Genomic DNA, 20,533 nt, shown 5'->3' with positions numbered 1-20,533 from the left:
AGAGGATTCAGCTCCTGTGTGAGAACGCAATCCGCCCCGGGTCGCGAGACGACGCCGGGGCGGAACGCGTATGCGGCGTTGGCCTACTTGGTGACGACGGCCAGGATGTCGCGCGCCGACAGGATGAGGTACTCCCCACCCTGGTACTTGATCTCGGTGCCGCCGTACTTGCTGTAGATGACGACGTCGCCTTCCTTGACGTCGACGGGGATGCGGTCACCCTTCTCGGTGATCCGGCCCTCGCCGACGGCGATGACGGTGCCCTCCTGCGGCTTCTCCTTGGCCGTGTCCGGGATGACCAGGCCGGAGGCCGTCGTCGTCTCGGCCTCGTTGGCCTGGACGAGGATCTTGTCCTCGAGCGGCTTGATGTTCACGCTCGCCACGTTGAGCCCTCCACTTTCAGGGGAATTCGGTCGTCCGGAACTGTTGTCCCGGACCGGGTTTCGGTCAGCTTGCGACTCTGCGCGTTCGCCCCGTCGTCGCGGGTGCCGGGACCCCTGCCCAGTAGTCGACTGGCACAAGCACAGCTACACAGTGCCGACTAGCACTCTATACGCGAGAGTGCCAGCGCTCAAGGCCGGGTTCTGCCAATGTCGCATTTTCGACACGCCCACACTCGCCAGTGATCTTCACATCGCTTGCCACAATCTGTAACGTTCGCATAACAGGCTGTGAAAGGATATGTATAGCGTTCCATTCGAGATGGTCGGCATCACAGAACCATCCACGCTCGAAGGGAGGTGAACATGCGAACATCCCTCGGCATTTCCGCCGGAAACGAGGTGGTGTGCTCAGCGCTGGTCGCCACCGGTCCCGCCGGTGAGCAGAGCTTCGACTACCGCGTCGTCTCGGCCGACGCGGCCCACTCCGATCTCGGCGATCTCGTGTCGTCCTCGATCGAGCTGATGACCACCCAGCTGCCCGTCACCCAGGGCGCCGCCATGGCGGGCGAACCGCTCGGGCGCTACTCCTCCGGCGCACACCGCCGGGACGAGCCCGCCCGTTCGCGCCCACCGACCAGTGTCGCTGTCGCCTTCCGGAACAAGGAACAGGCCCAGGCCATTCGGGCCGCCACCACCCGGCACCGCGATCTGCGGCTGGTGCCCGAGGGCACCGCCGCGATGACCTACTTACGCGACACCGGCCTGCTCGACCGCTACGCCACCGTCGCGGTGGTCGACCTCGGCGCCACCGGGCTCACCGTCACCGTCGTCGACTACGCCGACGGCACGATCCTGCACACCGAGCGCACCCCGACGCTCAGCGGCAACGCCATCGACGAGCTGATCTACCACCACCTCGTCGACCTGCACTACGCCCGCCGGGGCACCAGGCCCAACCGCGGCACCCTGACCAATCGGGGCCGGGCGGCCAAGGAGCACCTGTCGATCGCGCCGGCGGTCACCATCGACCACGTGGCCGGGCAGCCGCTCAAGCTCACCCGCTCCGACTTCGAGGAGCTGATCGGCGGGCTGCTGCGCAATATCGCGCTGTTCACCGCGTCGGTCTTCACCAGGGCACCGAAGTACCCGGAGGCGGTCGCGGTGATCGGCGGGTGCGCCAACATCCCCGCCGTCGTCGAGACACTGCACGGCAGACTGGACGTGCCCGTCATCACCGTGCCCGATCCGGAAGCCGTGATCGCCAAGGGCGCCGCGCTGGTCGCCGACGCGGCGGCACCGTCGGCCCTGCAGGTGGCCGCGCTGGGCGACGCCCCGAACAGCACCTTCACCAAGGTCGCCGGGACGCTGGCCGGCGCGGTCGTGGTGGTCGGCCTGGTGATCGGCTACGGCGTGCAGGCGGTCTCGCCCGACCCCGCCGATGTCACCCCGGCGGGCACCAGCAGCACCGTGCGGCAGCCACCGTTACCCGTGGTGCCGCAGCAGGCACCGACACCAGCCAATCGCGAGAGCACCGACCGCACCGGCGTCACCAACGCGCCGCCCACCACCGAGGTGCCGACCACCCAGGTCCCGACGACGACCACACCGCTGATCGCGCCGCCCCCACCGCCGACGCCGGGGCAGGTCGCGCCGTCGACCACGGCGCCGACCCTGCGGCCCGATCCGAACCTGCCGCAGATCCCCTACCCCGAGTCCCCGCTCGGCCCGATCGACAGCGGGTCCTCGGGCGGCAGGCAGCAGCAGCGGCCGTCCACCCCGAACACCTCACCGAGCCAGCAGCGGCCCGCCCAGAGCCTGCTGCCGATCCCGCCGGCCGCGAGCACGCCGAGCGAAGCACCGCTCCAGCTCATCGACTAGCCGGGACAGGACCCGCGGTCCTATCGGCGATTCAACCGCGCAGAGCGCTCACCGACACCGGCAGACCCGGATCCGTGGCGACCGTCAATTCCGCGGGCTGCGCGCCCGCCGCGATCACATGCGCGCCGAGCGCCGCGATCATCACCCCGTTGTCGGTGCACAGCCGTGGCTTGGGCACTCGCAGGGTCAATCCCGCTGCCGCGCAGCGCTCCTCGGCCAGCGAGCGGATCCGCGAATTCGCGGTGGCGCCGCCGCCGAGCACGATCGTGTCGACGCCGATATCGGTCGCGGCGCGCACGGCCTTCATCGTCAGCACATCGGCCACCGCCTCCTGGAAGGACGCGGCGATGTCGGGGATCGGCAGCTGATCGGGGCCGATGCCCTGGCGCTGCGCGGCCTCGACATAGCGGGCGACCGCGGTCTTGAGGCCGGAGAAGGAGAAGTCGTAGCGCGCGTCGCGCGGACCGGTCATGCCGCGCGGGAACGCGATCGCGCGCGGATCTCCGTCCCTGGCGGCAGCGTCCAGGTAGGGACCGCCGGGGTAGCCGAGGCCGAGCAGCCGGGCGACCTTGTCGAAGGCCTCGCCCGCGGCGTCGTCGACGGTGCTGCCGAGTTCGGTGATGGGCGAGCCCAGATCGGTGACCTGCAACAGGTGGGTGTGCCCGCCGGAGACGAGCAGCGCCACCGCGGGCGGCAGCGGACCGTGCTCGAGCGTGTCCACCGCGACGTGCCCACCGAGGTGGTTGAGCGCGTAGAACGGCACATCCCAGGCGGCCGCGTAGGCCTTGGCCGCCGCGACGCCGACCAGCAGCGCACCGGCGAGGCCGGGTCCGATGGTGACGGCGAGCGCGTCGGGCTTGCTGATCCCGGCCGCGGCCAGCGCCCGGCGCATGGCGGGCACGATCGCCTCGAGATGCGCGCGCGAGGCGATCTCGGGGACAACGCCGCCGAAGCGCGCGTGCTGGTCGACGCTGGAGGCCACCTCGTCGGCGAGCAGTTCCAGCGAACCATCCGGGTGCCGCCGGACAATGCCGACTCCCGTTTCGTCGCACGAGCTTTCGATGCCCATGACGATCACGACAGCACCTCGTCCTGCCTGCCGCGCGCGGCCCATTCGTCGGCCGCCACGGTGAGTTCGGGCCGCCGCATGGTGTACGCGTCGGCGCCGCTGGGGTGGTAGTAGTTCTTGCGCAGCCCGATGATGTGGAAACCGTGCTTGGCGTAGAGCGCGATCGCGGGCGCGTTGTCGGTGCGGACCTCGAGGAACACCGGCCCGCCGCGTTCGGCGGCGGTGGCCAGCAGCGCCTCCAGCAGCAGGGTGCCGATACCGCCGCGATGACAGTCCGGATCGACGCCGATGGTGTGCACCTCGGCCTCGGGATGTTCGGCGTCACCGAGCAGCGCGATGCCCGCGTAGCCGACCATCGCGCCGTTCACGTCGCGGGCGGTGATGTAGCGGTTGTGCGCGCCCGCCAGCTCGGAGCGGAACGACACCGCCTGCCAGGGGTCGTCCTCGGGGAACAGCAGGTGCTCGAGCTCGACGCAGCGGTCGATGTCGTGCACCGTCATCGGTTCGATCCGGTAGTCGGACACGGCGTTCACGCCCCGGTCCGGTCGAGGGTGCGGAAGCTGTTCTCGACGGCGTCGGGCCTACGCAGGTACAGCGGGACCAGCGGCTCGGGCGCGGTACCGGCCAGCAACTCGGGCGCGGCGACGGCCACCAGCCCGGCGGGCGAGGGCGTCTCGCTGGGCAGCACCGGCAGATCGAAGTAGTCGACGTGGGCGGCCGAACCCGCGATCGCGACGGCGTCACCGAGCGGCACCTCGGCGGGCTTGCACACCTCGGGTCCGGCGCTGCGCGCCCCGTTCAGGTAGCGGGCCCAGTACACCTCGCGCCTGCGCGCGTCGGTCACCACCAGCAGTTCGCCGCTGTCGCGTTGCTCACCCGCGGCCTCGGCGGCGATGGCGTCGAGACTGCACACCCCGTACACGGGCAGACCCAGCGCGTCGCCGAAGGCGGCGGCGGTGGCCATCCCGACCCGGAGACCGGTGAACGGGCCTGGCCCGACCCCGACGACGAGGGCGTCGAGCTGGTCACGGCGCACTCCGGCCTCGGTGAGGCATTCCAGGATCTGCGGGGTGAGCACTTCGGCGTGGGCGCGCGCGTCGACCTTGACGCGGGCAGCGAGCGTCGCCACGGCGGGCCGGGTGTCCGCGTCGGCGGCAGGTGACAGATGCACCAATCCCGCTGTAACGGCGGGTGTCGCGGTGTCGACTGCTAGTACGAGCATGATTGTCTCAACAATACCGGGTGGTTTTCGCGCCCGGCGCGCACCGGTGCCCGCCGGTCCACGGGTTATTCGATCCACTCCCAGATGGCCGTGCGCACATCGGATTCCGGTTCCCGGGCGAGTTGCACCCGCAGGTGCCGTTCGGTGAGGTGTTCCACGACACCCTTGCCCCACTCCACCACCACGACGGCGTGGTGCAGGTCGGTGTCGAGGTCGAGGGCGTCGAGTTCGTCCAGGTCGCCCGCGAGCCGGTAGGCGTCCACGTGCACCAGCGCGACACCGGGCGTGCCGTCGGGCCGCTGCCCGGCCTTGTGCGCCCGCGCGATGATGAAGGTCGGCGAGCTGACCCGGCCCGCGACACCGAGACCGGCCGCGATCCCCCTGGTCAGCGCCGTTTTCCCGGCGCCGAGCGGACCGTCGAGGACCACCAGGTCACCGGCGCGCAGGGTCGCGGCCAGCTCCCGGCCGAACGCTTCGGTGTCCTCGACCGTAACGAGGACACGCTGCTGTGGGTCAGCCACCGACGGCCTCCCCGCCCCGCGCGCCGCCGAAGCCGGCGGCGGCCAGCAGCCGGTCCAGTGCGTCCAGCGTCACCTCGGGGTACTGCAGGTGCGGCATGTGCGCGGCCGCGCCCATCCGCACCAGCTCGCTGCCCGGCAGGGCCGCGGCCAGCGCGCGCGAGTTGCGGAACGGGATCACCATGTCGTGCGCGCCGCCGAGGACGAGCACCGGCAGGTCGGCCAGCACCGGCAGCGCCGCCGACTCGTCGTGCAGCTCAATCGCTTTCAGGAACTTCTCGATGGTCGCCACGGGCGTGCGGTCGATCATCATGGTGGTGAAGCGCGACAGCGTCGGGCTCACCGGCCCGTGGAACGAGCTGACATGCAGGATCGGCGTCACCAGCTGCTTGCTCGCGGTCCGGCTCACCTGGACGACGGCGGGCGCGGTGCGCACCGCCATCCGGAACCCGTCGATCGCCGGATGCCGCAGCAGCTGCGGCAGCCCGGTCGCGGTCACCTCGGCCGCGGCGGTGCAGAACAGGCCGACCGCGCGCACCCGCGCCGCGAAGAGTTCGGGGAACTGCGCCGCCGCCGCGAGCACGGCCATCCCGCCGAGCGAGTGCCCGACCAGCACCACCGGCCCGGTCGGCGCGCACTCGCGCACCACGGCGGCGACATCGTGGCCGAGCTGCGCGACGGTGCAGCTCTCGGTGCTCGGCGTGCCGGAGCGGCCGTGCCCGCGCTGGTCGAAGAAGACCAGCCGGACCCGCGGGCCCCATTCGCGGGCGAGGTCGCGGCGCTGGAAGTGGAAGGACTCCATGCTGTTGCAGAACCCGTGCACGAAGACGACGGTCACCTCGGCGGACTCGTCACCGTAGGTCCGGGTGGCCAGCGACACACCGTCGTCGGCGATCACCATGCCCGGCTCGTCCTCGTCGATCAGGGCGAAGTTCTCGTCGCGGTACTCGTCCCGTTCGGCGGGCCAGCGCACCCGCGCGCCGATCCGGCGCAGCGTGTGCGCGACGGCGAGCGCGCCGAGCAGGCTCGCGGTCGCCAGGCCGCCGCGCAGGATCACCTTGCCCCGCGTCATCGGCCGGTCCCCACGTAGCGGCGTACGGCCCGGCCGCGCGGCGAGCAGACCACCTCGTAGTCGATGGTGTCGAGCAGCCTGGCCCAGTCGAGCGCGTGCGGGTGCCCGGCGCCGCCGCCGAACAGCACCGCCCGGTCGCCCTCCCGCACGCCGCCCGGGTTGTCGCCGAGGTCGACCATGAATTGGTCCATGCACACGCGCCCGACATTACGGTGCCGGGACCCGCCCAGCCACACCTCGAAACGCCCACTCAGCGAGCGGAATACACCGTCGGCGTAGCCCGCGGGCACCAGTGCGACGGTGGTGTCGCGCGGCGCGATCCAGCGGTGCCCGTAGGACACGCCCTCCCCCGCGGCCACCCGTTTCACCAGGGTGACCTCGGCCTGCAGCGTCATCGCGGGCCGCAGCCCGAAGTCACCGAGCTCCGGGATCGGCGACAGCCCGTACACCGCGATGCCCGGACGCACCAGGTCGAAGTGCAGGTCGGGGCGGGTCAGCGTGGCCGCGGAATTCGCCAGGTGCACCTGCTCGGGCTCGAGGCCCTGTTCCTTGGCCTGCGCGATCGCCTCGACGAAGCGTTCCCGCTGCCGGTCGAGCATCGGATGCTCGGGTTCGTCGGAGTGCGCGAGGTGGGAGAAGATCGCCCGGAACCGGACGACCCGCTCGTCGACGAGGGCGCGCAGGGCCCGCAGGACCTGCGGATATTCGGTGACCGACACCCCGTTGCGGTTCAGCCCGGTGTCGACCTTGAGTGTCACGACGGCGGTCCGGCCGCTCGCGCGCGCCGCCCGCTCGACCGCCCGCAGCTGCGTGAGCGAGGACACCCCGATCTCGACATCGGCCGCGATCGCGGCGCCGAAGTCGGCGTCGATGGTGTTGAGCCAGCACAGGATCGGCGCGGTGATCCCGGCGGCGCGCAAGGCCAGCGCCTCGGCGACCGTGGTGACCCCCAGCTCGGTGGCCCCCGCCGCCAGCGCCGTGCGCCCGACCTCGACCGCGCCGTGGTTGTAGCCGTCGGCCTTGACCACCGCCATCACCCCGGCGCCCTGCGCGAACTCGCGCAGCACACGCACGTTGTGGGCGATGGCATCCAGGTCGATGACAGTCTCCACTTGCGCATTCACGGCTTCGATCCTGCCAGGACCCGCCGGATTCGCGGAACCTGCCCCCGCGCGGCCCGTCCTGGGAAGGCGATGGTCCCGCGACAGCGGTCGCCGCGATCTCGCCCGCCTCGGCACCACCGTCGCGGGCGGCCCCGCCCTCATTCGCCGGCGAGCTCCCGCAGGACACGAATGGCGGGACGGATATGCCGCAGCAGCGGCGACGCGGAGATCGGCGCGGCCGCCGGTTCGCCGTCATAGGCGGCCAGGTTGGCGGCCAGGGCGTGCACGCGCGCGGCCGCGGCGGCCGCCAACGCGGGCGGGCGACCCGCCGCGAGCAGCGCGCCGAGCAGCCCGGACAGGACGTCGCCCGAGCCCGCCGTCGCGGCCCAGGACCCACCCGCGTCGCTGACCAGCGTCGGCTCGCCGGGCGCGGCGATGATCGTCGCGCGCCCCTTCAGCAGCACGGTCACCTGCCACTCGTCGGCGAGCGCGCGGACCGCCTCCACCCGATCCGGACCGGGCTCGGCGCCGGTGAGCCGGGCGAACTCGCCCGCGTGCGGCGTCAGCACGGTCGGCGCGGTGCGGCCGAGGACCAGGCCGGGTTCGGCGGCGAGCAGGGTGAGTCCATCGGCGTCGACGAGCACCGGCAGCTCGGTGGCCAGCACCTGCGCGAGCCGGTCCCTGGCCGCGGCATCGGTGCCGGCGCCGGGACCGAACACCCAGGCCTGGACCCGCCCGGCACCCGAGATCGTGTGACTGGCGACGACTTCGGGATACGTCGCCAGCACCTCGGTGTCGTCGCCGACGTAGCGCACCAGGCCCGAGGTCGCCGCCACCGCCGCGCCGGTACTCAGCACGCCGGCCCCCGGATACTTCGCGCTGCCCGCGCACACCCCGACCACGCCCTGGCTGTATTTGTCGTCCGCCGCGCCGGGCACCGGCCAGTCCGCGCCGATCGCCGCGGCCGCCAGCTGCGCGAGGCCGGGTTCGGGCAGCCGTAAACCGATCGGCACCAGCACGATTCGCCCGCACCACGGCGCGGCCAGCGCGTGCACCGGCTTGTAGGCCCCGAACGCCACCGTCACCTCGGCCCGGACCGCGGGCCCGGTGACCGCGCCGGTATCCACGTCGACCCCGCTGGGCAGGTCGGCCGCGATGATCGGAACGTCCACGGCCGCAACGAGCTCCGCGGCCGCCGGGCGCAGCGGTCCCCGCCCGGAGATCCCCACGATCCCGTCGATCACCAGATCCACCGCGTCGAGCCGGTCGACCACCCGGCCGCCCGCCTTCCGCAGCGCCGCGAGCCCGTCCGGATGCGCGCGTTCGGGACTCAGCAGCACCGCGCGCACCGCCACCCCGCGCCGCGCCAGCATCGACCCGGCCCACAGCGCGTCGCCGCCGTTGTCGCCCGAGCCGACCAGCAGCCCGACCGCCCGGCCCGCGACTGCGCCGGTCCCCGAACGCAATTCGTCGGCCACCACATTGGCCAGGCCGTACGCGGCCCGGCGCATCGGCATTCCCGCGGGCACCCGGGTGAACAGCTCCGCCTCGGCCGCCCTGACCTGGTCGGCGGTGAAGTAGCCACGCCGATCCGTCATCGTCGCCTCCCGGCCGCCCGCGCGGCCCACGACAGGTCCGCGATCGTTCGCAGACTACGCTCCAGACCCATGTCGATGGTTCGTCACCGCGCCGCATCCACCCGGGTTGTCGCCGGATTCGTCGTGGCCGCCGCCCTGCTGATCGCCGGTTGCTCCGGCGACTCCGGGGACGCCGCCTCCACCACCACCCGCAAGCCGCGTCCGGTCACCACCACGACCAGCCAGACCGAGCACAAGCCGACCAACCTCACGGTCGACGTCTCCGGGATGAAGTACTCCCCCGCCGACGCCACCATCAAGGTCGGCGAGACCGTCACCTGGAAGTTCTCCGACAAGGCCCCGCACAACGTGCAGGGCATCGGCGACAAGGCGATGGGCATCAACAGCCCGATCATCGACAAGGGCGAATGGTCCTACACCTTCACCCAGCCCGGCACCTACCGCTACCTGTGCAGCCTGCACCCGGACATGCGCGGCACCATCACCGTCCAGTGATCGGGGCGGCCGGTCCCGCGACCGGCCGCGCACCCGCTATTCGACGGTGACCGACTTGGCCAGGTTGCGCGGCTTGTCCACGTCGTAGCCACGCGCCTGCGCCACCTCGGCGGCGAAGATCTGCAGCGGCACCGTCGACAGCAGCGGCTGGTACAGCGTCGGCGCGGCCGGGATCTCGATCAGATCGTCGGCGAAGGGCCGCACCGTGTCGTCGCCCTCCTCGGCGATCACGATGGTCCGCGCGCCGCGCGCCTGGATCTCCCGGATATTGCTGAGCAGCTTCGAGTGCAGCACCGGACGGCCCTTGGGCGACGGCATCACCACGATGACCGGCAGCCCGTCCTCGATCAGCGCGATCGGCCCGTGCTTGAGTTCACCGGCGGCGAAGCCCTCGGCGTGCATGTAGGCGAGTTCCTTGAGCTTGAGCGCGCCCTCCAGCGCCACCGGATACCCGACGTGGCGGCCGAGGAACAGCACCGTCGGCACGTGCGCCAGCTCGCGCGCGATGGCCCGCACCTGCGTACCGGTCTCCAGCACCCGCGCGATCAGCTTCGGCATGGCTTCCAGCTCGGCGAACTCCCGCGCGACCTCGTCGGGGTACTTGACCCCGCGCGCCTGCGCCAGCGCCAGCCCGACCAGGTAGTTGGCCGCCACCTGCGCCAGGAACGCCTTGGTCGAGGCGACGCCGATCTCCGGCCCGGTCCTGGTGTAGATGACCGCGTCCGACTCGCGCGGGATCTGCGCGCCGTTGGTGTTGCAGATGGCGAGCACGCGCGCCTTCTGCTCCTTGGCGTGGCGCACCGCCTCGAGCGTGTCGGCCGTCTCGCCGGACTGCGAGATGGCCACCACCAGCGTCGACCGGTCGAGCACCGGGTCGCGGTAGCGGAACTCGCTGGCCAGCTCGACCTCCACCGGCACCCGGGTCCAGTGCTCGATCGCGTACTTGGCGAGCAGGCCCGCGTGGTAGGAGCTGCCGCACGCGACGACGAACACCTTGTCGAACTCGCGCAGTTCCTGATCGGCGAGGCGCTGCTCGTCCAGGACGATCCGGCCGCCGTTCTCGTCGACGACGAAATGCCCGATCAGGGTGTCGGCGACCGCGGTCGGCTGCTCCTCGATCTCCTTGAGCATGAAGTAGTCGTGGCCGCCCTTCTCGGCGGCGGCGAGATCCCAGTCGATGGTGAACGGCCTGGTCACCACACCCTCGGTATTACCCGCGAAGTCGGTGACGGTGTAGCTGTCGGCGGTGATCACCACGGCCTGGTTCTGCCCGAGCTCGACCGCCTCGCGGGTGTGCTCGATGAACGCGGTGACATCGGAGGCGATGAACATCTCGCCCTGGCCGACCCCGACCACCAGCGGCGTCGACTGCCGGGCCGCGACGATCGTGCCCGGGTGATCGGCATGGGTGAAGACCAGCGTGAACGCGCCCTCGAGGCGCTGCAGCACGGCCAGCGCGCTCGCGCTGAAATCGCCCGCGGTGGGGCCCTCGGCGTAGGCGCGCGCGACCAGGTGCACCGCGACCTCGGTATCGGTGTCGCTGAGCAGCTCGATGCCCGCGTTCTCCAGCTCGCGGCGCAACGGCGCGAAGTTCTCGATGATGCCGTTGTGGACGACGGCGAGCTTGCCGGACGCGTCCCGGTGCGGGTGCGCGTTGCGGTCGGTCGGCGCGCCGTGCGTGGCCCACCGGGTGTGCCCCATGCCGCTGGTGCCCGCGAACCGCTCGGCCCCGGCCTCGCCCAGCTCGGCCTCCAGATTGGCCAGCTTGCCCGCCTTGCGTTCGACCGCGATCGACCCGTTTCCGTCGAGGATCGCGACGCCCGCGGAGTCGTATCCGCGATACTCCATGCGTCGCAACGCGTCGACGACAACGCCGAGCGCGTCCCGGTACCCGACGTAGCCCACGATTCCGCACATGGTTCTCCACCCTACTGATCGGATACCCTTCTCGCCGTGTCGGTGTCTGTGAAGTCGCTCCTGAGCACCCTGTCCGCGCGCGGCCCCCACCGGGTGTTGCGCGGAAATCTGGGCATCGCGGGCCAGCCGGGTGTGGTGTTCACCCCCGAATCCGGGCTGGGCCTGCCCGCCGTCGCGTTCGCGCACGGCTGGCTGACCAGCGCCGAGAACTACAAGAGCCTGCTCGAGCACGTCGCGTCGTGGGGCTTCGTCGTCGCCGCGCCCGACACCGAACGCGGCCCGATCCCGTCACACCTCGACCTCGCCACCGACCTGCTCACCACGCTCGACATCGTCAGCAAGGTGCGCCTCGGCGACGGCACCATCAGCGTCCACCCCGACCGCCTCGCCCTGGCCGGCCACGGCATGGGCGCCGGCGCCGCCGTCATCGCGGCCGCCCAACGCCGCGTCGCCGCCGTCGCCGCCCTGTTCCCCTCCCCCACCTCACCCGCCGCGGAGAACATCGCCCCCGAGCTCGACACGCCCGGCCTGATCCTGGCCGGCGCCACCGACCTCGACTCGGTCAACTCCAACGCCCGCGCCCTCGCCACCGCCTGGGCGGGCCCCTCCCTCCTGCGCACCATCGACGGCGCCTCCCACAACGGCATCATCGAGGGCCGCCGCCTCTTCGCCGCCCTCGGCGCGGGCCGCTACGAACACAAAACCGAGAAGACCACCCGAGCCCTCCTCACCGGCTACCTCCTGTCCACCCTCCTCGGCGACAAGACCTACGCCCCCTTCACCGACCCCGAAGCCGACCTCCCACACACCAAGCTCGTCGACCCCACGGCGGTAGTCGAAGAAGAATCCCCCAAACTCTCCCTCGGCACGGTCGCCAAACTGATCCGGAAGTAGCCCGGCTCAGCGGGAATCGGGCGGCACGAACTTCGCGTCGTCCGACGTCACGCTGGCTGCGGTTGCTCCTGGTTGAGACCGGAACCACCGGTCAGAATCGCGCCGACCTTGCCGATCGGCTCCATCAGTGTCTTGATGTCGGTGAAGACTTTCTTGAGATCGCCCAGCATGTCAGAAACGGTAAGGGTGTCCCGTGCGATACGGCGCAAGGCGGCGGGAATGACATGCGCGGCTGCCGCACCGCTCGTTGCGATCAATTCGATCGTCCAGCCGATCGCCGCGCCGATCAAGTTGGCGAGCACATCGCGCACCAGGGTGCGCACGACGTCAACAGCCTTCGACACCGATTCCATCGACTTACCCATCGTGGCCGCGATGCCGCTGGCAGCATCGATTTGATCGATGAGGCTCGAAGCACTGACCCGGTACTGCTGGCCGGAAGCACCCTGCCAATCGTCGATATCCTGCTCGACGCTGGACTTCCAGTCGGCGGCAACGGCCGTCAACTCGGTGGAGATCTTCGTCCAAGACTTTGCATACGCCTCGACGATGTCCGGGTTCCCCGCCAGTTCGTCCAAGGCTTTGCGCATGAACTCGACGTGGTCGAGGATCCACTTCGCGACCTGGCTTCCGATGAAGGCGAAAGGATCCAGCACCTTGTAGGCGACTTCCATGACACTGCCTGCCAGTCCGAGTATGCCGAGCATGGCCGCATCGGCTTGCCCCGACGCGAAGTTGCCGTACACATCCCACGCGTCACCGGCGATCGTGCCCTTGAGAACTCCAGGAGTGCCAGTCTTCTGGTCACCGTTGAGGCCTACATTGTAAAGAAGTGCCACGTCCTCCTGGTAATACGCCTGGTTGGAGTCCACCCCACTCGCGAGCAGCCCGTTCGCAGGCGCCTTCGGGTCATCGAAACCGACCACTGCTACCGACCCCCATTCGAAGCATCAATTCCGGCTTTCAATTCATCCAAGCTCGCACGGAACTTTCCGTCTACATCTTCGACCGTCGATGCCACGGTCTCGAGCTTGCCGGGCAGAACCGACACCGATTCGGCCAACTTGCGAATCGCGGCGATCGCCGTCTCGTGATCGTCGTCGTATATCCATTCGACGAACGGCCGAGGTATCTCACCGAACCCGTCATCCGCGGAGCCGAGGTAGGTGGCGGCTTGTAGCGCCGCGGTCATCTTCGACATCAGGTTCGTCATCTTGGCCGCGTGCGCGCGAACTTCATCCGGATCGATCGAAAAATCAGCAGGACTCCCCATGATCAGACCAGCCACGACTTCCGGCTGTAGTACTGCTCGTCCTCGTCGGGCTCATCCGGCGCGACGACCGTGTCGCGGTTCGGCTTCCGACTCGGACTCGGACCGGGCGGCGGCGGCGGCGGCGGCGAGAAGGATCCCGCAGTCGGCGGCTGGTAGACACGTTCCGGCACAAAGGGATTCGGTGCCGCGAGGTCATGCACTCCCGGAGTACCGATCGGCTCCGGGTCAGGGAACCGTTGCTCGTATCGACTGATCATGTCAACGGCGGGCGCATCGTTCCCGACCACGTCGCCCACGAGGTCCGTGACCTGGCGGCGAAGTTTCGCCTGCGCGCTCCGCATACATTCCATGATGGCGGCCGACACCACCACGGGGTCCTTTCCCCGAGTGGATTCGGCCAGTGTGATCGCGCTGGGCACCCCATTGCTGTCCACCGTCACTTCGACGCCGCCGTCCGCCGATCTCGCAGTGACAGCCAGCGCGACCATCGAGCGTTGCAGCTCGTCATATTTCTTCGCCGTGTTCTCGAGCTGTTCAGCGAACCGACGCGCGTGATCGATCGACTCATCCAACCTGTTTTCCACGAGAATATCCTCCCCACACCCTGAAATTCACCACCCGAGAGCGCGACCCTACCGCGTGCCAGAATGGCGCGATGAACACGGGTGAGACCGAGCACCGCCCCGCCGACATCGCGCAGGGGCAGGGGCCGAGGCAGGTCGCGAAATATCATGGTGCGCAGGGAGATCCGAGGTACCCTTCGCCTCGCTCGATGCGCGCTTCCATGGCGAGCCTGGTGGATGCATGCTTGTGGCTGGCAACGTTTCTCGGTTCGTGTCTTGCCCTGATCGCACTTCCACGGAGCCCGGAGGGCATCCTGTTGGCGGTCGTGGTTCTGCCTGTCGCGACAGTCATCGTCGTCAACTCCGTCCTACTACCGCGATGGGTACGCGCGAGTGTCGGCGACCTCGTTTTCGGGCTGGTCAAGATTCGCCCCAGCGACGGAGGCCGACCGACGATCTCAGACCTCGCGCGCAACATCTGGAACCCGGGGACAGGACGTGACGACTCCGCCACCCCGCGAGTCGTGCAGGTACGTCGGCGCGACTCCCGCTGACGCAGGTACGACACCCGCTCCAGATGTGCGCTACACCACAATCGACTATCGGCGGTGCCGACAGGGAACCGACAGGGCTGGTTCCGCGTCCAATCATCATGTGAGCGGGTCCGTTGCGATGATCTACGCGCACTGCGGTTCGACCTCGAATGAGCAGCCTCGTGCCGCTCGGACGGTCCGGTAGTGTCGTGGCCCATCGGGCGGGGAGTCCCGCAGGGTGCTGGCGTCGGTAGGAGAGACCTGTGCAGGTGAGTCGGGGAACAAGGCTGGTTGCGGGCTTGGCTGTCGCGGGGATGCTGGCGGTGAGCGGGTGTGGATCCGATAAGCCGGAAGACCAGGCGACCGCGGCCCCGACATCGACCGATGTTCCCCTGCCGACCGGGTTCGATGGATGCAACCTGCCGCAGTCGGTGATCGATGCGGAACAGTTGAAGAAGGGCAGCGAGGACAACAACTGGAACAGTCCGGGCACAGCGCGCAAGTGGCTGGGCTGCAGTTGGATTCAAAGTGACGGATTCGCGGCAGGCGTAGCGGTGACCACGATTACCGGGCAGCAGATCCGCGAGAGTCCGAGTTCTCAGTGGGTCATTGGAACCCAGTCAACGATCGCAGGCCGCGCGGCGATCACCTACTGGATGCCCGCACGCAACCCTGCAGAGAACTGCAACATCAATGTTGAGATGAAAGGCGGCGGGATGGAGATCAGCATAACGAATCCGCCATCACGCCGGAAGTCGAAGGACCGGAACGCCTGCGACATTGCAACATCGATGGCCGAGAAGCTGGCTCCAACGATTGCAGCAGGCAGCTGACCATGAGCACCAGAATAGATGACGCTTCGGGGAGGGAGCGAAACCATGGCTGACTCGACGCCGCTGGCAAGCCTGATCGAACAGGCCAAGAACGGGAATCTGACGGTCGGCTTCAGCAACAATATCGTGGTGAACGCCGACGAATTCGCCTACATCGAACGCGACTGCGAAGCATTCAAGGCTAAAATAGAGGATTTACAGCTCCGGGCTCAACGGATATCGGAACGCGAGAATTGGGGACTCGGCGAAAAGACCGATCGCCTGAACTCAGCGCAAGTCCTGGTCGGCCGATTCCGCGGCAAAGCCATGATCGTCGACCCCGCCAAGGACTCCGCCAACAACGTCTACGACATCCTCGACCAACACTACAAAATCGTCGACGACATCCAGATCCTGCACCGCACCATCGCCCAGAAGTACCGCGAAGCCGACGCCACCTTCGCGGCCGAGTACGACCGCGCGATGGCGAACATGCCCGCCAGCCCGATCACGACGAACCCGCCGGGCAAGATCGAACCCGGCACCATCTCGATCGCGGTAGGCCAGTCATGACGCACACCAACGAGCCGACCAAGATCACCGACGCACTCCGCGAAAACACCGAGGAGTTCGAGCATTGGGACATCTTCCGCTCGTTCAACCCACTGGATCCGACCACCGCGCAACAGTCCGCTCAGGAGTACAACGAACTTTCGATCGGCTGGAACAACGCCGTCGAGTACTTCGCCGCCCGCATCAAGCATTCCAGCTCCGCGGCGTGGGAGGGCAACGCCGCTGAAGCCTCACGGACAGCGATCACGAACTACGCGACTCGCGCGCTGGAGCTATCACCCGCCTTGTCGGCCCTCGCCTCCGAGGTGGGCCTGTCGGCCAATTCCGTTGTCATGACCAAGCAAAAGGTTCATGAGCCGATGAACGGACGCGATACGTGGGATCTGACCGGAAAGATCGCCGACTGGGTGACCGACGGCCCGCGGTCGAGAGAACAGATCGATAAGGAGAAAGCAGACGCCCGGACGGCGATGCAGACTCACTACATCAACCAATTCAAGGAATCAGACGGCAAGATCCCGGTACTTCCGGCCGCGATAAGCCCCGTCAACCCCCTGTACGCCTACGACCCGGATAACGATCCCGGCGGCAACGGATCCACCAACGGATCCACCAACGGCGCAACCACGACCACCTCAGGCGCCACCACCCCGGAAACGGAACAACCGGCGACCACCGAGGATCCGACCACTACAGACGACGAGTCCGCTGACGACTCGACCGAGGATTCGAGCACCGACAATCCCGAAACCGAGGATTCGACGGAGCCCAGTTCGACCACGCCGGAGTCGCTGTCGACCACGCCTGCCGGGACCAATCCAGCGGGGGCCGGTTCACCTGGTTCTGGGTCCCCTGGCTCGGGATCGCCCGGCGGCGGAGGCTCTCCGGGTGGCGGATCTCCGTCCGCGCCCGGTCCCGGGAAGTCGATGCCGGGTACCCCGCTGACGGCCGGTATGACGGCTGCCGGCCTCGGCAGTACCGCCGCCAATGGTGGACGTGGCATGGCCGGAATGGGTGGTATGGGTGCACCGGGCGCTCGCGGTGGCGGGAAAGACGACGAGTCCACCCATGACATTCCGGACTGGTTGAAGAACATGGAGAATACCGAGGAACTCCTGGGTGAAGCACCGAAAGCCTTGCCCGGCGGTGTGATCGGCGGGGACGAATGACGGAATGGACTTGGGAGCCGGACGATTTCGCGGCGCTCTGGTACAGCACTGGTCGCGACCGATTTCCCTTCCCCTTGGGCTACACCAGCCGGTTGTCCTCGGTGGCGGAAGTAGACCGACATCGTGCGACGGTCCGCGGCAGCTACGACAGGGACGCATACGAGCTGATCGATCTCGCATTCCACACCCTCACCACCGCGCAACTGCGGGTGGAGATCCTGGGCGAATCGAGTGTCCTCGGCAAGGGCACCGCGAAGGAGTACCGCGTCATCGGCGCTCGGACGCCCCACCACGCGGTGATGCTGACGCAAACGGCCACCCGCGAGGGAGTCGAAGAGCGGATTCGCTGCCGGCTGCTCCGACCGGAACAACTGCCCGGCCGACTCTCGTGGATCGTCCCCGAGTGCGCGGCCGGACGCACTGCGGCCGAAACGTTCCATCTCGATGACCTGGCGCCGAAGCAGACGGACTCGAGGGATTGGTCTGTCACGCCGAAGCAGCGATTCGACAAGTTCGTCCACCGCCCTCGCGAAGGTACCGCCTGGGCGCAGCTGCGGACCGGCCCGGTCACCGATCGCCCGGAACCCTGGTCCAGCGCACGCTGGTTCGATTTCACCGACGACGGCCGCTACCTCATGCAGCGCAACCGCGAGCACGTCCGGCTGAGTCCGGCCGGCGCCAACGACCTGACCACGCTCTTCACGACCTGGATCGACCGAGCCCTCACCCGGCTGCACGAACAAGAGGAATACGCCATGTCGACACCATGGGGCGGTGGTCCGCGATGAACTGGCTCGCCAGAATCGACAGCATCACCAACGAGCACATCGCCGCCACCCACCAGATCGAAGACCGTGTCGAGCAAGTCCAGCGCGAAGCCTACGAGGCGACCCAGCAAATCGGCGAGCGAGTCGCCGCGATGGGATTCGGCGCCGAGACGCCGGAGGAACGTGCGGCGCGGGAGGCCCGCGAGGAACGGGACCGGCTGATGTACGAGTACCGAATGCGCTCGCAGCAGACAGCCTCACCGGCCCACAGCCGGGAAGTCTATGTGCAGCCGACGGATTGGACCGACGTCGACGAGGCTCGATCGCAGGGATACGGTCGCGATTCATGGCTGGTGTAGGTCACAGTGAAGGGGGTTGCCGGTGAGCGACTTGTTGAACATCGAGACGAATACGGTTCGCACACAGGGCGGAAAGCTGCAGAGCACCGCACAAGAGCTCTCGGCCGTCGCCGGCTCCTGGGGAAATATGTTCGGCAAGAACGACCTGGGGAGTGAATACGCGACCGAGGCCGCGGCGATCGTCACCGGTTTCGAGCACATGGCAAGCGCTGTGAAGAACTGGTCCAGCGCCTGCACCGCGTTCGGCGATGCACTGACCAACAGCGCAAACAGCGTGCAGTACACCGACGATCAGTTCTCCAGCGCGATCAGCAAGGTCTCGGTCGACAGCAAGGGCGACCTGACCGCAGGGGGGAAGTAGCTCATGGCAGACAATTCCAAACTCGGTCTGGGTGATGGCAATGCGGGATCCTGGGTTACCGTCAACGGCACCGGCCAGGACAGGTCTGCGGTGTGGGCGGGCTACGGAAATCATGGCGATGGCGACGTCAAGGTAAACGAGTCGATTTCCACCGACTCCGGCGCCTACAACACTCAATTCGATGCGGCGCAGATCTTATCCTACAGCGCCGTCGGCATGGGACCGTACCAAATCTCGACAGCGAATAATGAAAGCGTCTTGCTCTGGTTCCATCTCGTGCAGGCGCGGTATGAGTTCTCGGGACATGGCGGCGAGAACGCTGCAACCGGCATCTGTCTGGAATCGAAGGACGCAATCAGCAAGGCATACTTCAAGCAAGCCGACATGAAGCTCAACCACCTCGTCGGCGCCGCTCAACGAATCTCTGCCGGATTGCCGAAGATCGAGACGGCACAATCCGATCAACAGCAGGTGGTTCGCGTCCTCGACGGTGCATGGCAAGGCGCTAGCGGCACTACGGCGAAAACCAAGCTCAGCAACCTCAACACCTGGTCAGACGAGGCCTCCACCGAGATCGGGCAGCTGCCGGGCATCCTCAACGCCGCCGTCGATGGCATCAAGAGCTGCCTCCAGCGAAAGGCTAACGCCTTCGCCAAACTCCATAACGTCACCAAGATCAACGGTGTCGAAATGACAAACGGAAACAGCGGTGGACAGGGCATCAACCTCCGCAATACTCCCAACGCGGCAGCCGAAAACGATGATGTCTCGATGATTATCAACTACGCCGCAAAACGAGGAGTGGGGGACGAAGTACGAAGCCGTATCCAAGTACTCGCCGACAATGGGGTGTTCGGCCCGAATCGCGGTGGGCTGGATCGATTTGTGCGGGGACGAAAGGATCCGGATGACGAGAGCGTGGCCGGTCCGGTCGAATTCGACAACCAGGCCCAGGCGCTGTGCGAACAATGGCGCATACACTTTCGCGAGAGCGCCGAGGGGTACTTCAGGGCCTACACAAACCTGTGCACCGAAACAGACACGGCGGTCAAGGCATATCTGAAGGTCGTCACCGATGCGCTGAACAACGTCGAGCATCTGTCGACACCACCCGCACCTACCACCGAGAAGCCGAACCCCCAGTCACCTGGCACCTCACCCGCGACCAACCCGGCGGGCACCACAACCGATACCTCGACCGGTGCCGGCGGCACGACGACCGGAGACACTACCGGCACGACGACGGACGAGGCGAAGACGACCACCGCGGGCACCACGAACCCGACAACTACAGACGACGATGACGACACCACGACCACGGATCTGAGCAGCCTGCTCTCCACGGTCTCCAGTGGCCTGTCCACATTGAGCTCGGTGGTCAGCGAACTGTCGAGCCTGACGTCGGGGTCATCGTCCTCGGCCGAGTCCATCGCGGAATCGATCGGCACCGGTCTGAGCTCGCTCGGTACGTCGATCACCAGTGGCATCGAGCAGTTGAGCACCCTGTTCAGCGGTACCGGGTCCACCGAATTCAACATCGCCGGAACCACTCTCAGCTTGGCAACCGGCGAAAACGGACAGGTCCAGCTCACCACTACGGACTCCACCGGCACAACCCATCAATACGGCCTCACTCTGAACGAGAACGGCATCCCGGTGGTCAGCGACACCACATCGACCGGCTCTGTCGGCACCGGAGAGCCCTCGACGTCCTCGGGCCAAGGCCCCGCGGGTCTCGAAGACGCCGCGACGTCATCGGGCGCGACGGCGAATCCCACGGGCTCGCTCAACGCCAGAGGCCAGGAGGCTGAGCACAACCCGGGCAGCTACAACGGGGCCCCGTCGTGGACGGCCGAACCCGAGAACGAGCCTTTGCCGTCCACTGTTCCCGGTGGTCAGCAGCCGGTTGTGGGCGACTCCGGAGCCGAATTGGCGGAGGCAGGCCCGCTCTGAGCTCGTCCCCGGGTTCGGTTG

22 protein-coding genes are annotated in these 20,533 nt (G+C 68.1%); 10 read left to right on the top strand and 12 right to left on the bottom strand.

Annotated elements, in window-relative coordinates:
• Positions 1–83: 83 nt before the first annotated feature.
• Positions 84–383, bottom strand: a complete 300-nt coding sequence (gene groES, locus AB0L91_RS16780) for a co-chaperone GroES (protein ID WP_019045169.1) — start codon at positions 381–383, stop codon at positions 84–86.
• 363 nt (positions 384–746) lie between these two features.
• On the opposite strand from groES, the gene AB0L91_RS16775 reads away from it, so the two are divergent.
• Entirely contained in the window at positions 747–2,261 is a 1,515-nt protein-coding gene (locus AB0L91_RS16775; RefSeq protein WP_365010817.1) for an Hsp70 family protein, read from the top strand.
• Between the two features lie 31 nt (positions 2,262–2,292).
• On the opposite strand, the gene tsaD is transcribed toward AB0L91_RS16775, so the two are convergent.
• The 7 genes from tsaD to AB0L91_RS16740 all read right to left on the bottom strand — a co-directional run bounded on the left by tsaD (position 2,293) and on the right by AB0L91_RS16740 (position 8,843).
• Entirely contained in the window at positions 2,293–3,339 is a 1,047-nt protein-coding gene (gene tsaD / locus AB0L91_RS16770; protein ID WP_365010815.1) for a tRNA (adenosine(37)-N6)-threonylcarbamoyltransferase complex transferase subunit TsaD, read from the bottom strand.
• Complete coding sequence (gene rimI, locus AB0L91_RS16765; protein WP_365011321.1) at positions 3,336–3,830, bottom strand: ribosomal protein S18-alanine N-acetyltransferase; 495 nt, start codon at positions 3,828–3,830, stop codon at positions 3,336–3,338. Before rimI ends, tsaD begins: the two co-directional genes overlap by 4 nt.
• Positions 3,831–3,859: 29 nt before the next feature.
• Complete coding sequence (gene tsaB / locus AB0L91_RS16760; protein ID WP_365010813.1) at positions 3,860–4,552, bottom strand: tRNA (adenosine(37)-N6)-threonylcarbamoyltransferase complex dimerization subunit type 1 TsaB; 693 nt, start codon at positions 4,550–4,552, stop codon at positions 3,860–3,862.
• A gap of 65 nt (positions 4,553–4,617) precedes the next feature.
• Positions 4,618–5,073 carry a tRNA (adenosine(37)-N6)-threonylcarbamoyltransferase complex ATPase subunit type 1 TsaE gene (tsaE, locus tag AB0L91_RS16755; protein WP_365010811.1) on the bottom strand — a complete coding sequence of 152 codons (456 nt, stop codon included), beginning with the start codon at positions 5,071–5,073 and terminating at the stop codon, positions 4,618–4,620.
• On the bottom strand, positions 5,066–6,142 hold the full coding sequence (locus tag AB0L91_RS16750) for an alpha/beta hydrolase (RefSeq protein WP_357346555.1): 1,077 nt from the start codon (positions 6,140–6,142) through the stop codon (positions 5,066–5,068). The genes tsaE and AB0L91_RS16750 overlap by 8 nt, the downstream gene beginning before the upstream one ends.
• Positions 6,139–7,275: an alanine racemase gene (gene alr, locus AB0L91_RS16745; RefSeq protein WP_357346616.1), complete on the bottom strand. Its 1,137-nt coding sequence runs from the start codon at positions 7,273–7,275 to the stop codon at positions 6,139–6,141. The genes AB0L91_RS16750 and alr overlap by 4 nt, the downstream gene beginning before the upstream one ends.
• A 128-nt stretch (positions 7,276–7,403) precedes the next feature.
• On the bottom strand, positions 7,404–8,843 hold the full coding sequence (locus AB0L91_RS16740; protein ID WP_365010808.1) for an NAD(P)H-hydrate dehydratase: 1,440 nt from the start codon (positions 8,841–8,843) through the stop codon (positions 7,404–7,406).
• A 69-nt stretch (positions 8,844–8,912) separates the two neighbouring features.
• Between AB0L91_RS16740 and AB0L91_RS16735 the strand changes: the two genes are divergently transcribed.
• Positions 8,913–9,338, top strand: coding sequence for a cupredoxin family copper-binding protein (locus AB0L91_RS16735; protein ID WP_355271470.1), 426 nt, complete (start codon positions 8,913–8,915; stop codon positions 9,336–9,338).
• Between the two features lie 36 nt (positions 9,339–9,374).
• Here the strand turns inward: AB0L91_RS16735 and glmS are convergent, their stop codons facing one another.
• The gene (gene glmS, locus AB0L91_RS16730; protein WP_357346553.1) at positions 9,375–11,255 is read right to left on the bottom strand and encodes a glutamine--fructose-6-phosphate transaminase (isomerizing); all 1,881 of its coding nucleotides are present in this window, start codon (positions 11,253–11,255) and stop codon (positions 9,375–9,377) included.
• Between the two features lie 36 nt (positions 11,256–11,291).
• Here glmS and AB0L91_RS16725 point away from each other — a divergent pair, with 36 nt between their 5' ends.
• Positions 11,292–12,149, top strand: coding sequence for a dienelactone hydrolase family protein (locus AB0L91_RS16725; protein WP_365010807.1), 858 nt, complete (start codon positions 11,292–11,294; stop codon positions 12,147–12,149).
• Positions 12,150–12,196: 47 nt separating this feature from the next.
• Here AB0L91_RS16725 and AB0L91_RS16720 read toward each other — a convergent pair whose 3' ends face one another.
• From AB0L91_RS16720 to AB0L91_RS16710, 3 genes are read right to left on the bottom strand one after another with little or no spacing between them, the layout of a single operon-like run.
• A complete protein-coding gene (locus AB0L91_RS16720) occupies positions 12,197–13,075 on the bottom strand; it encodes a hypothetical protein (protein ID WP_365010805.1) in 879 nt (292 codons plus the stop codon).
• 2 nt (positions 13,076–13,077) lie between these two features.
• On the bottom strand, positions 13,078–13,437 hold the full coding sequence (locus AB0L91_RS16715) for a hypothetical protein (RefSeq protein ID WP_365010802.1): 360 nt from the start codon (positions 13,435–13,437) through the stop codon (positions 13,078–13,080).
• Positions 13,425–14,006 carry a YbaB/EbfC family nucleoid-associated protein gene (locus tag AB0L91_RS16710; RefSeq protein WP_365010800.1) on the bottom strand — a complete coding sequence of 194 codons (582 nt, stop codon included), beginning with the start codon at positions 14,004–14,006 and terminating at the stop codon, positions 13,425–13,427. Before AB0L91_RS16710 ends, AB0L91_RS16715 begins: the two co-directional genes overlap by 13 nt.
• Before the next feature lie 775 nt (positions 14,007–14,781).
• Between AB0L91_RS16710 and AB0L91_RS16705 the strand changes: the two genes are divergently transcribed.
• Genes AB0L91_RS16705 through AB0L91_RS16675 form a run of 7 tightly spaced genes read left to right on the top strand, consistent with a single transcriptional unit; the run spans position 14,782 to position 20,512 of the window.
• Positions 14,782–15,351 carry a DUF3558 domain-containing protein gene (locus AB0L91_RS16705; RefSeq protein WP_355271458.1) on the top strand — a complete coding sequence of 190 codons (570 nt, stop codon included), beginning with the start codon at positions 14,782–14,784 and terminating at the stop codon, positions 15,349–15,351.
• 45 nt (positions 15,352–15,396) lie between these two features.
• Positions 15,397–15,903 (top strand): hypothetical protein, encoded by a 507-nt coding sequence (locus tag AB0L91_RS16700; RefSeq protein ID WP_355271456.1) that lies wholly within the window; start codon positions 15,397–15,399, stop codon positions 15,901–15,903.
• Entirely contained in the window at positions 15,900–17,072 is a 1,173-nt protein-coding gene (locus AB0L91_RS16695; RefSeq protein ID WP_365010797.1) for a hypothetical protein, read from the top strand. Before AB0L91_RS16700 ends, AB0L91_RS16695 begins: the two co-directional genes overlap by 4 nt.
• Positions 17,069–17,860 (top strand): ESX secretion-associated protein EspG, encoded by a 792-nt coding sequence (locus AB0L91_RS16690; protein WP_365010795.1) that lies wholly within the window; start codon positions 17,069–17,071, stop codon positions 17,858–17,860. The genes AB0L91_RS16695 and AB0L91_RS16690 overlap by 4 nt, the downstream gene beginning before the upstream one ends.
• Positions 17,857–18,198, top strand: a complete 342-nt coding sequence (locus tag AB0L91_RS16685) for a hypothetical protein (RefSeq protein ID WP_357346547.1) — start codon at positions 17,857–17,859, stop codon at positions 18,196–18,198. The genes AB0L91_RS16690 and AB0L91_RS16685 overlap by 4 nt, the downstream gene beginning before the upstream one ends.
• A 22-nt stretch (positions 18,199–18,220) precedes the next feature.
• Positions 18,221–18,559, top strand: a complete 339-nt coding sequence (locus tag AB0L91_RS16680) for a hypothetical protein (RefSeq protein ID WP_365010794.1) — start codon at positions 18,221–18,223, stop codon at positions 18,557–18,559.
• A 3-nt stretch (positions 18,560–18,562) separates the two neighbouring features.
• Positions 18,563–20,512, top strand: a complete 1,950-nt coding sequence (locus tag AB0L91_RS16675) for a hypothetical protein (RefSeq protein WP_365010792.1) — start codon at positions 18,563–18,565, stop codon at positions 20,510–20,512.
• Positions 20,513–20,533: the final 21 nt, after the last annotated feature.

Origin of the sequence: Nocardia sp. NPDC051833 (assembly GCF_040681225.1) — a bacterium.
GTDB lineage: Bacteria > Actinomycetota > Actinomycetes > Mycobacteriales > Mycobacteriaceae > Nocardia.
The sequence above is the reverse complement of the archived record's forward strand: the minus strand, read 5'-3'. Positions and strand labels throughout refer to the sequence as shown.

Bases quoted from the DNA above. Each gene is read 5' to 3' on its own strand.
- AB0L91_RS16685 (WP_357346547.1), top strand. From the start codon at position 17,857: ATGAACTGGCTCGCCAGAATCGACAGCATCACCAACGAGCACATCGCC.
- AB0L91_RS16750 (WP_357346555.1), bottom strand. From the start codon at position 6,142: ATGACGCGGGGCAAGGTGATCCTGCGCGGCGGCCTGGCGACCGCGAGC.
- AB0L91_RS16775 (WP_365010817.1), top strand. From the start codon at position 747: ATGCGAACATCCCTCGGCATTTCCGCCGGAAACGAGGTGGTGTGCTCA.
- tsaB (WP_365010813.1), bottom strand. From the start codon at position 4,552: ATGCTCGTACTAGCAGTCGACACCGCGACACCCGCCGTTACAGCGGGA.
- AB0L91_RS16690 (WP_365010795.1), top strand. From the start codon at position 17,069: ATGACGGAATGGACTTGGGAGCCGGACGATTTCGCGGCGCTCTGGTAC.
- AB0L91_RS16740 (WP_365010808.1), bottom strand. From the start codon at position 8,843: ATGACGGATCGGCGTGGCTACTTCACCGCCGACCAGGTCAGGGCGGCC.
- AB0L91_RS16700 (WP_355271456.1), top strand. From the start codon at position 15,397: ATGGCTGACTCGACGCCGCTGGCAAGCCTGATCGAACAGGCCAAGAAC.
- glmS (WP_357346553.1), bottom strand. From the start codon at position 11,255: ATGTGCGGAATCGTGGGCTACGTCGGGTACCGGGACGCGCTCGGCGTT.
- rimI (WP_365011321.1), bottom strand. From the start codon at position 3,830: ATGACGGTGCACGACATCGACCGCTGCGTCGAGCTCGAGCACCTGCTG.
- AB0L91_RS16735 (WP_355271470.1), top strand. From the start codon at position 8,913: ATGTCGATGGTTCGTCACCGCGCCGCATCCACCCGGGTTGTCGCCGGA.
- AB0L91_RS16695 (WP_365010797.1), top strand. From the start codon at position 15,900: ATGACGCACACCAACGAGCCGACCAAGATCACCGACGCACTCCGCGAA.
- AB0L91_RS16675 (WP_365010792.1), top strand. From the start codon at position 18,563: ATGGCAGACAATTCCAAACTCGGTCTGGGTGATGGCAATGCGGGATCC.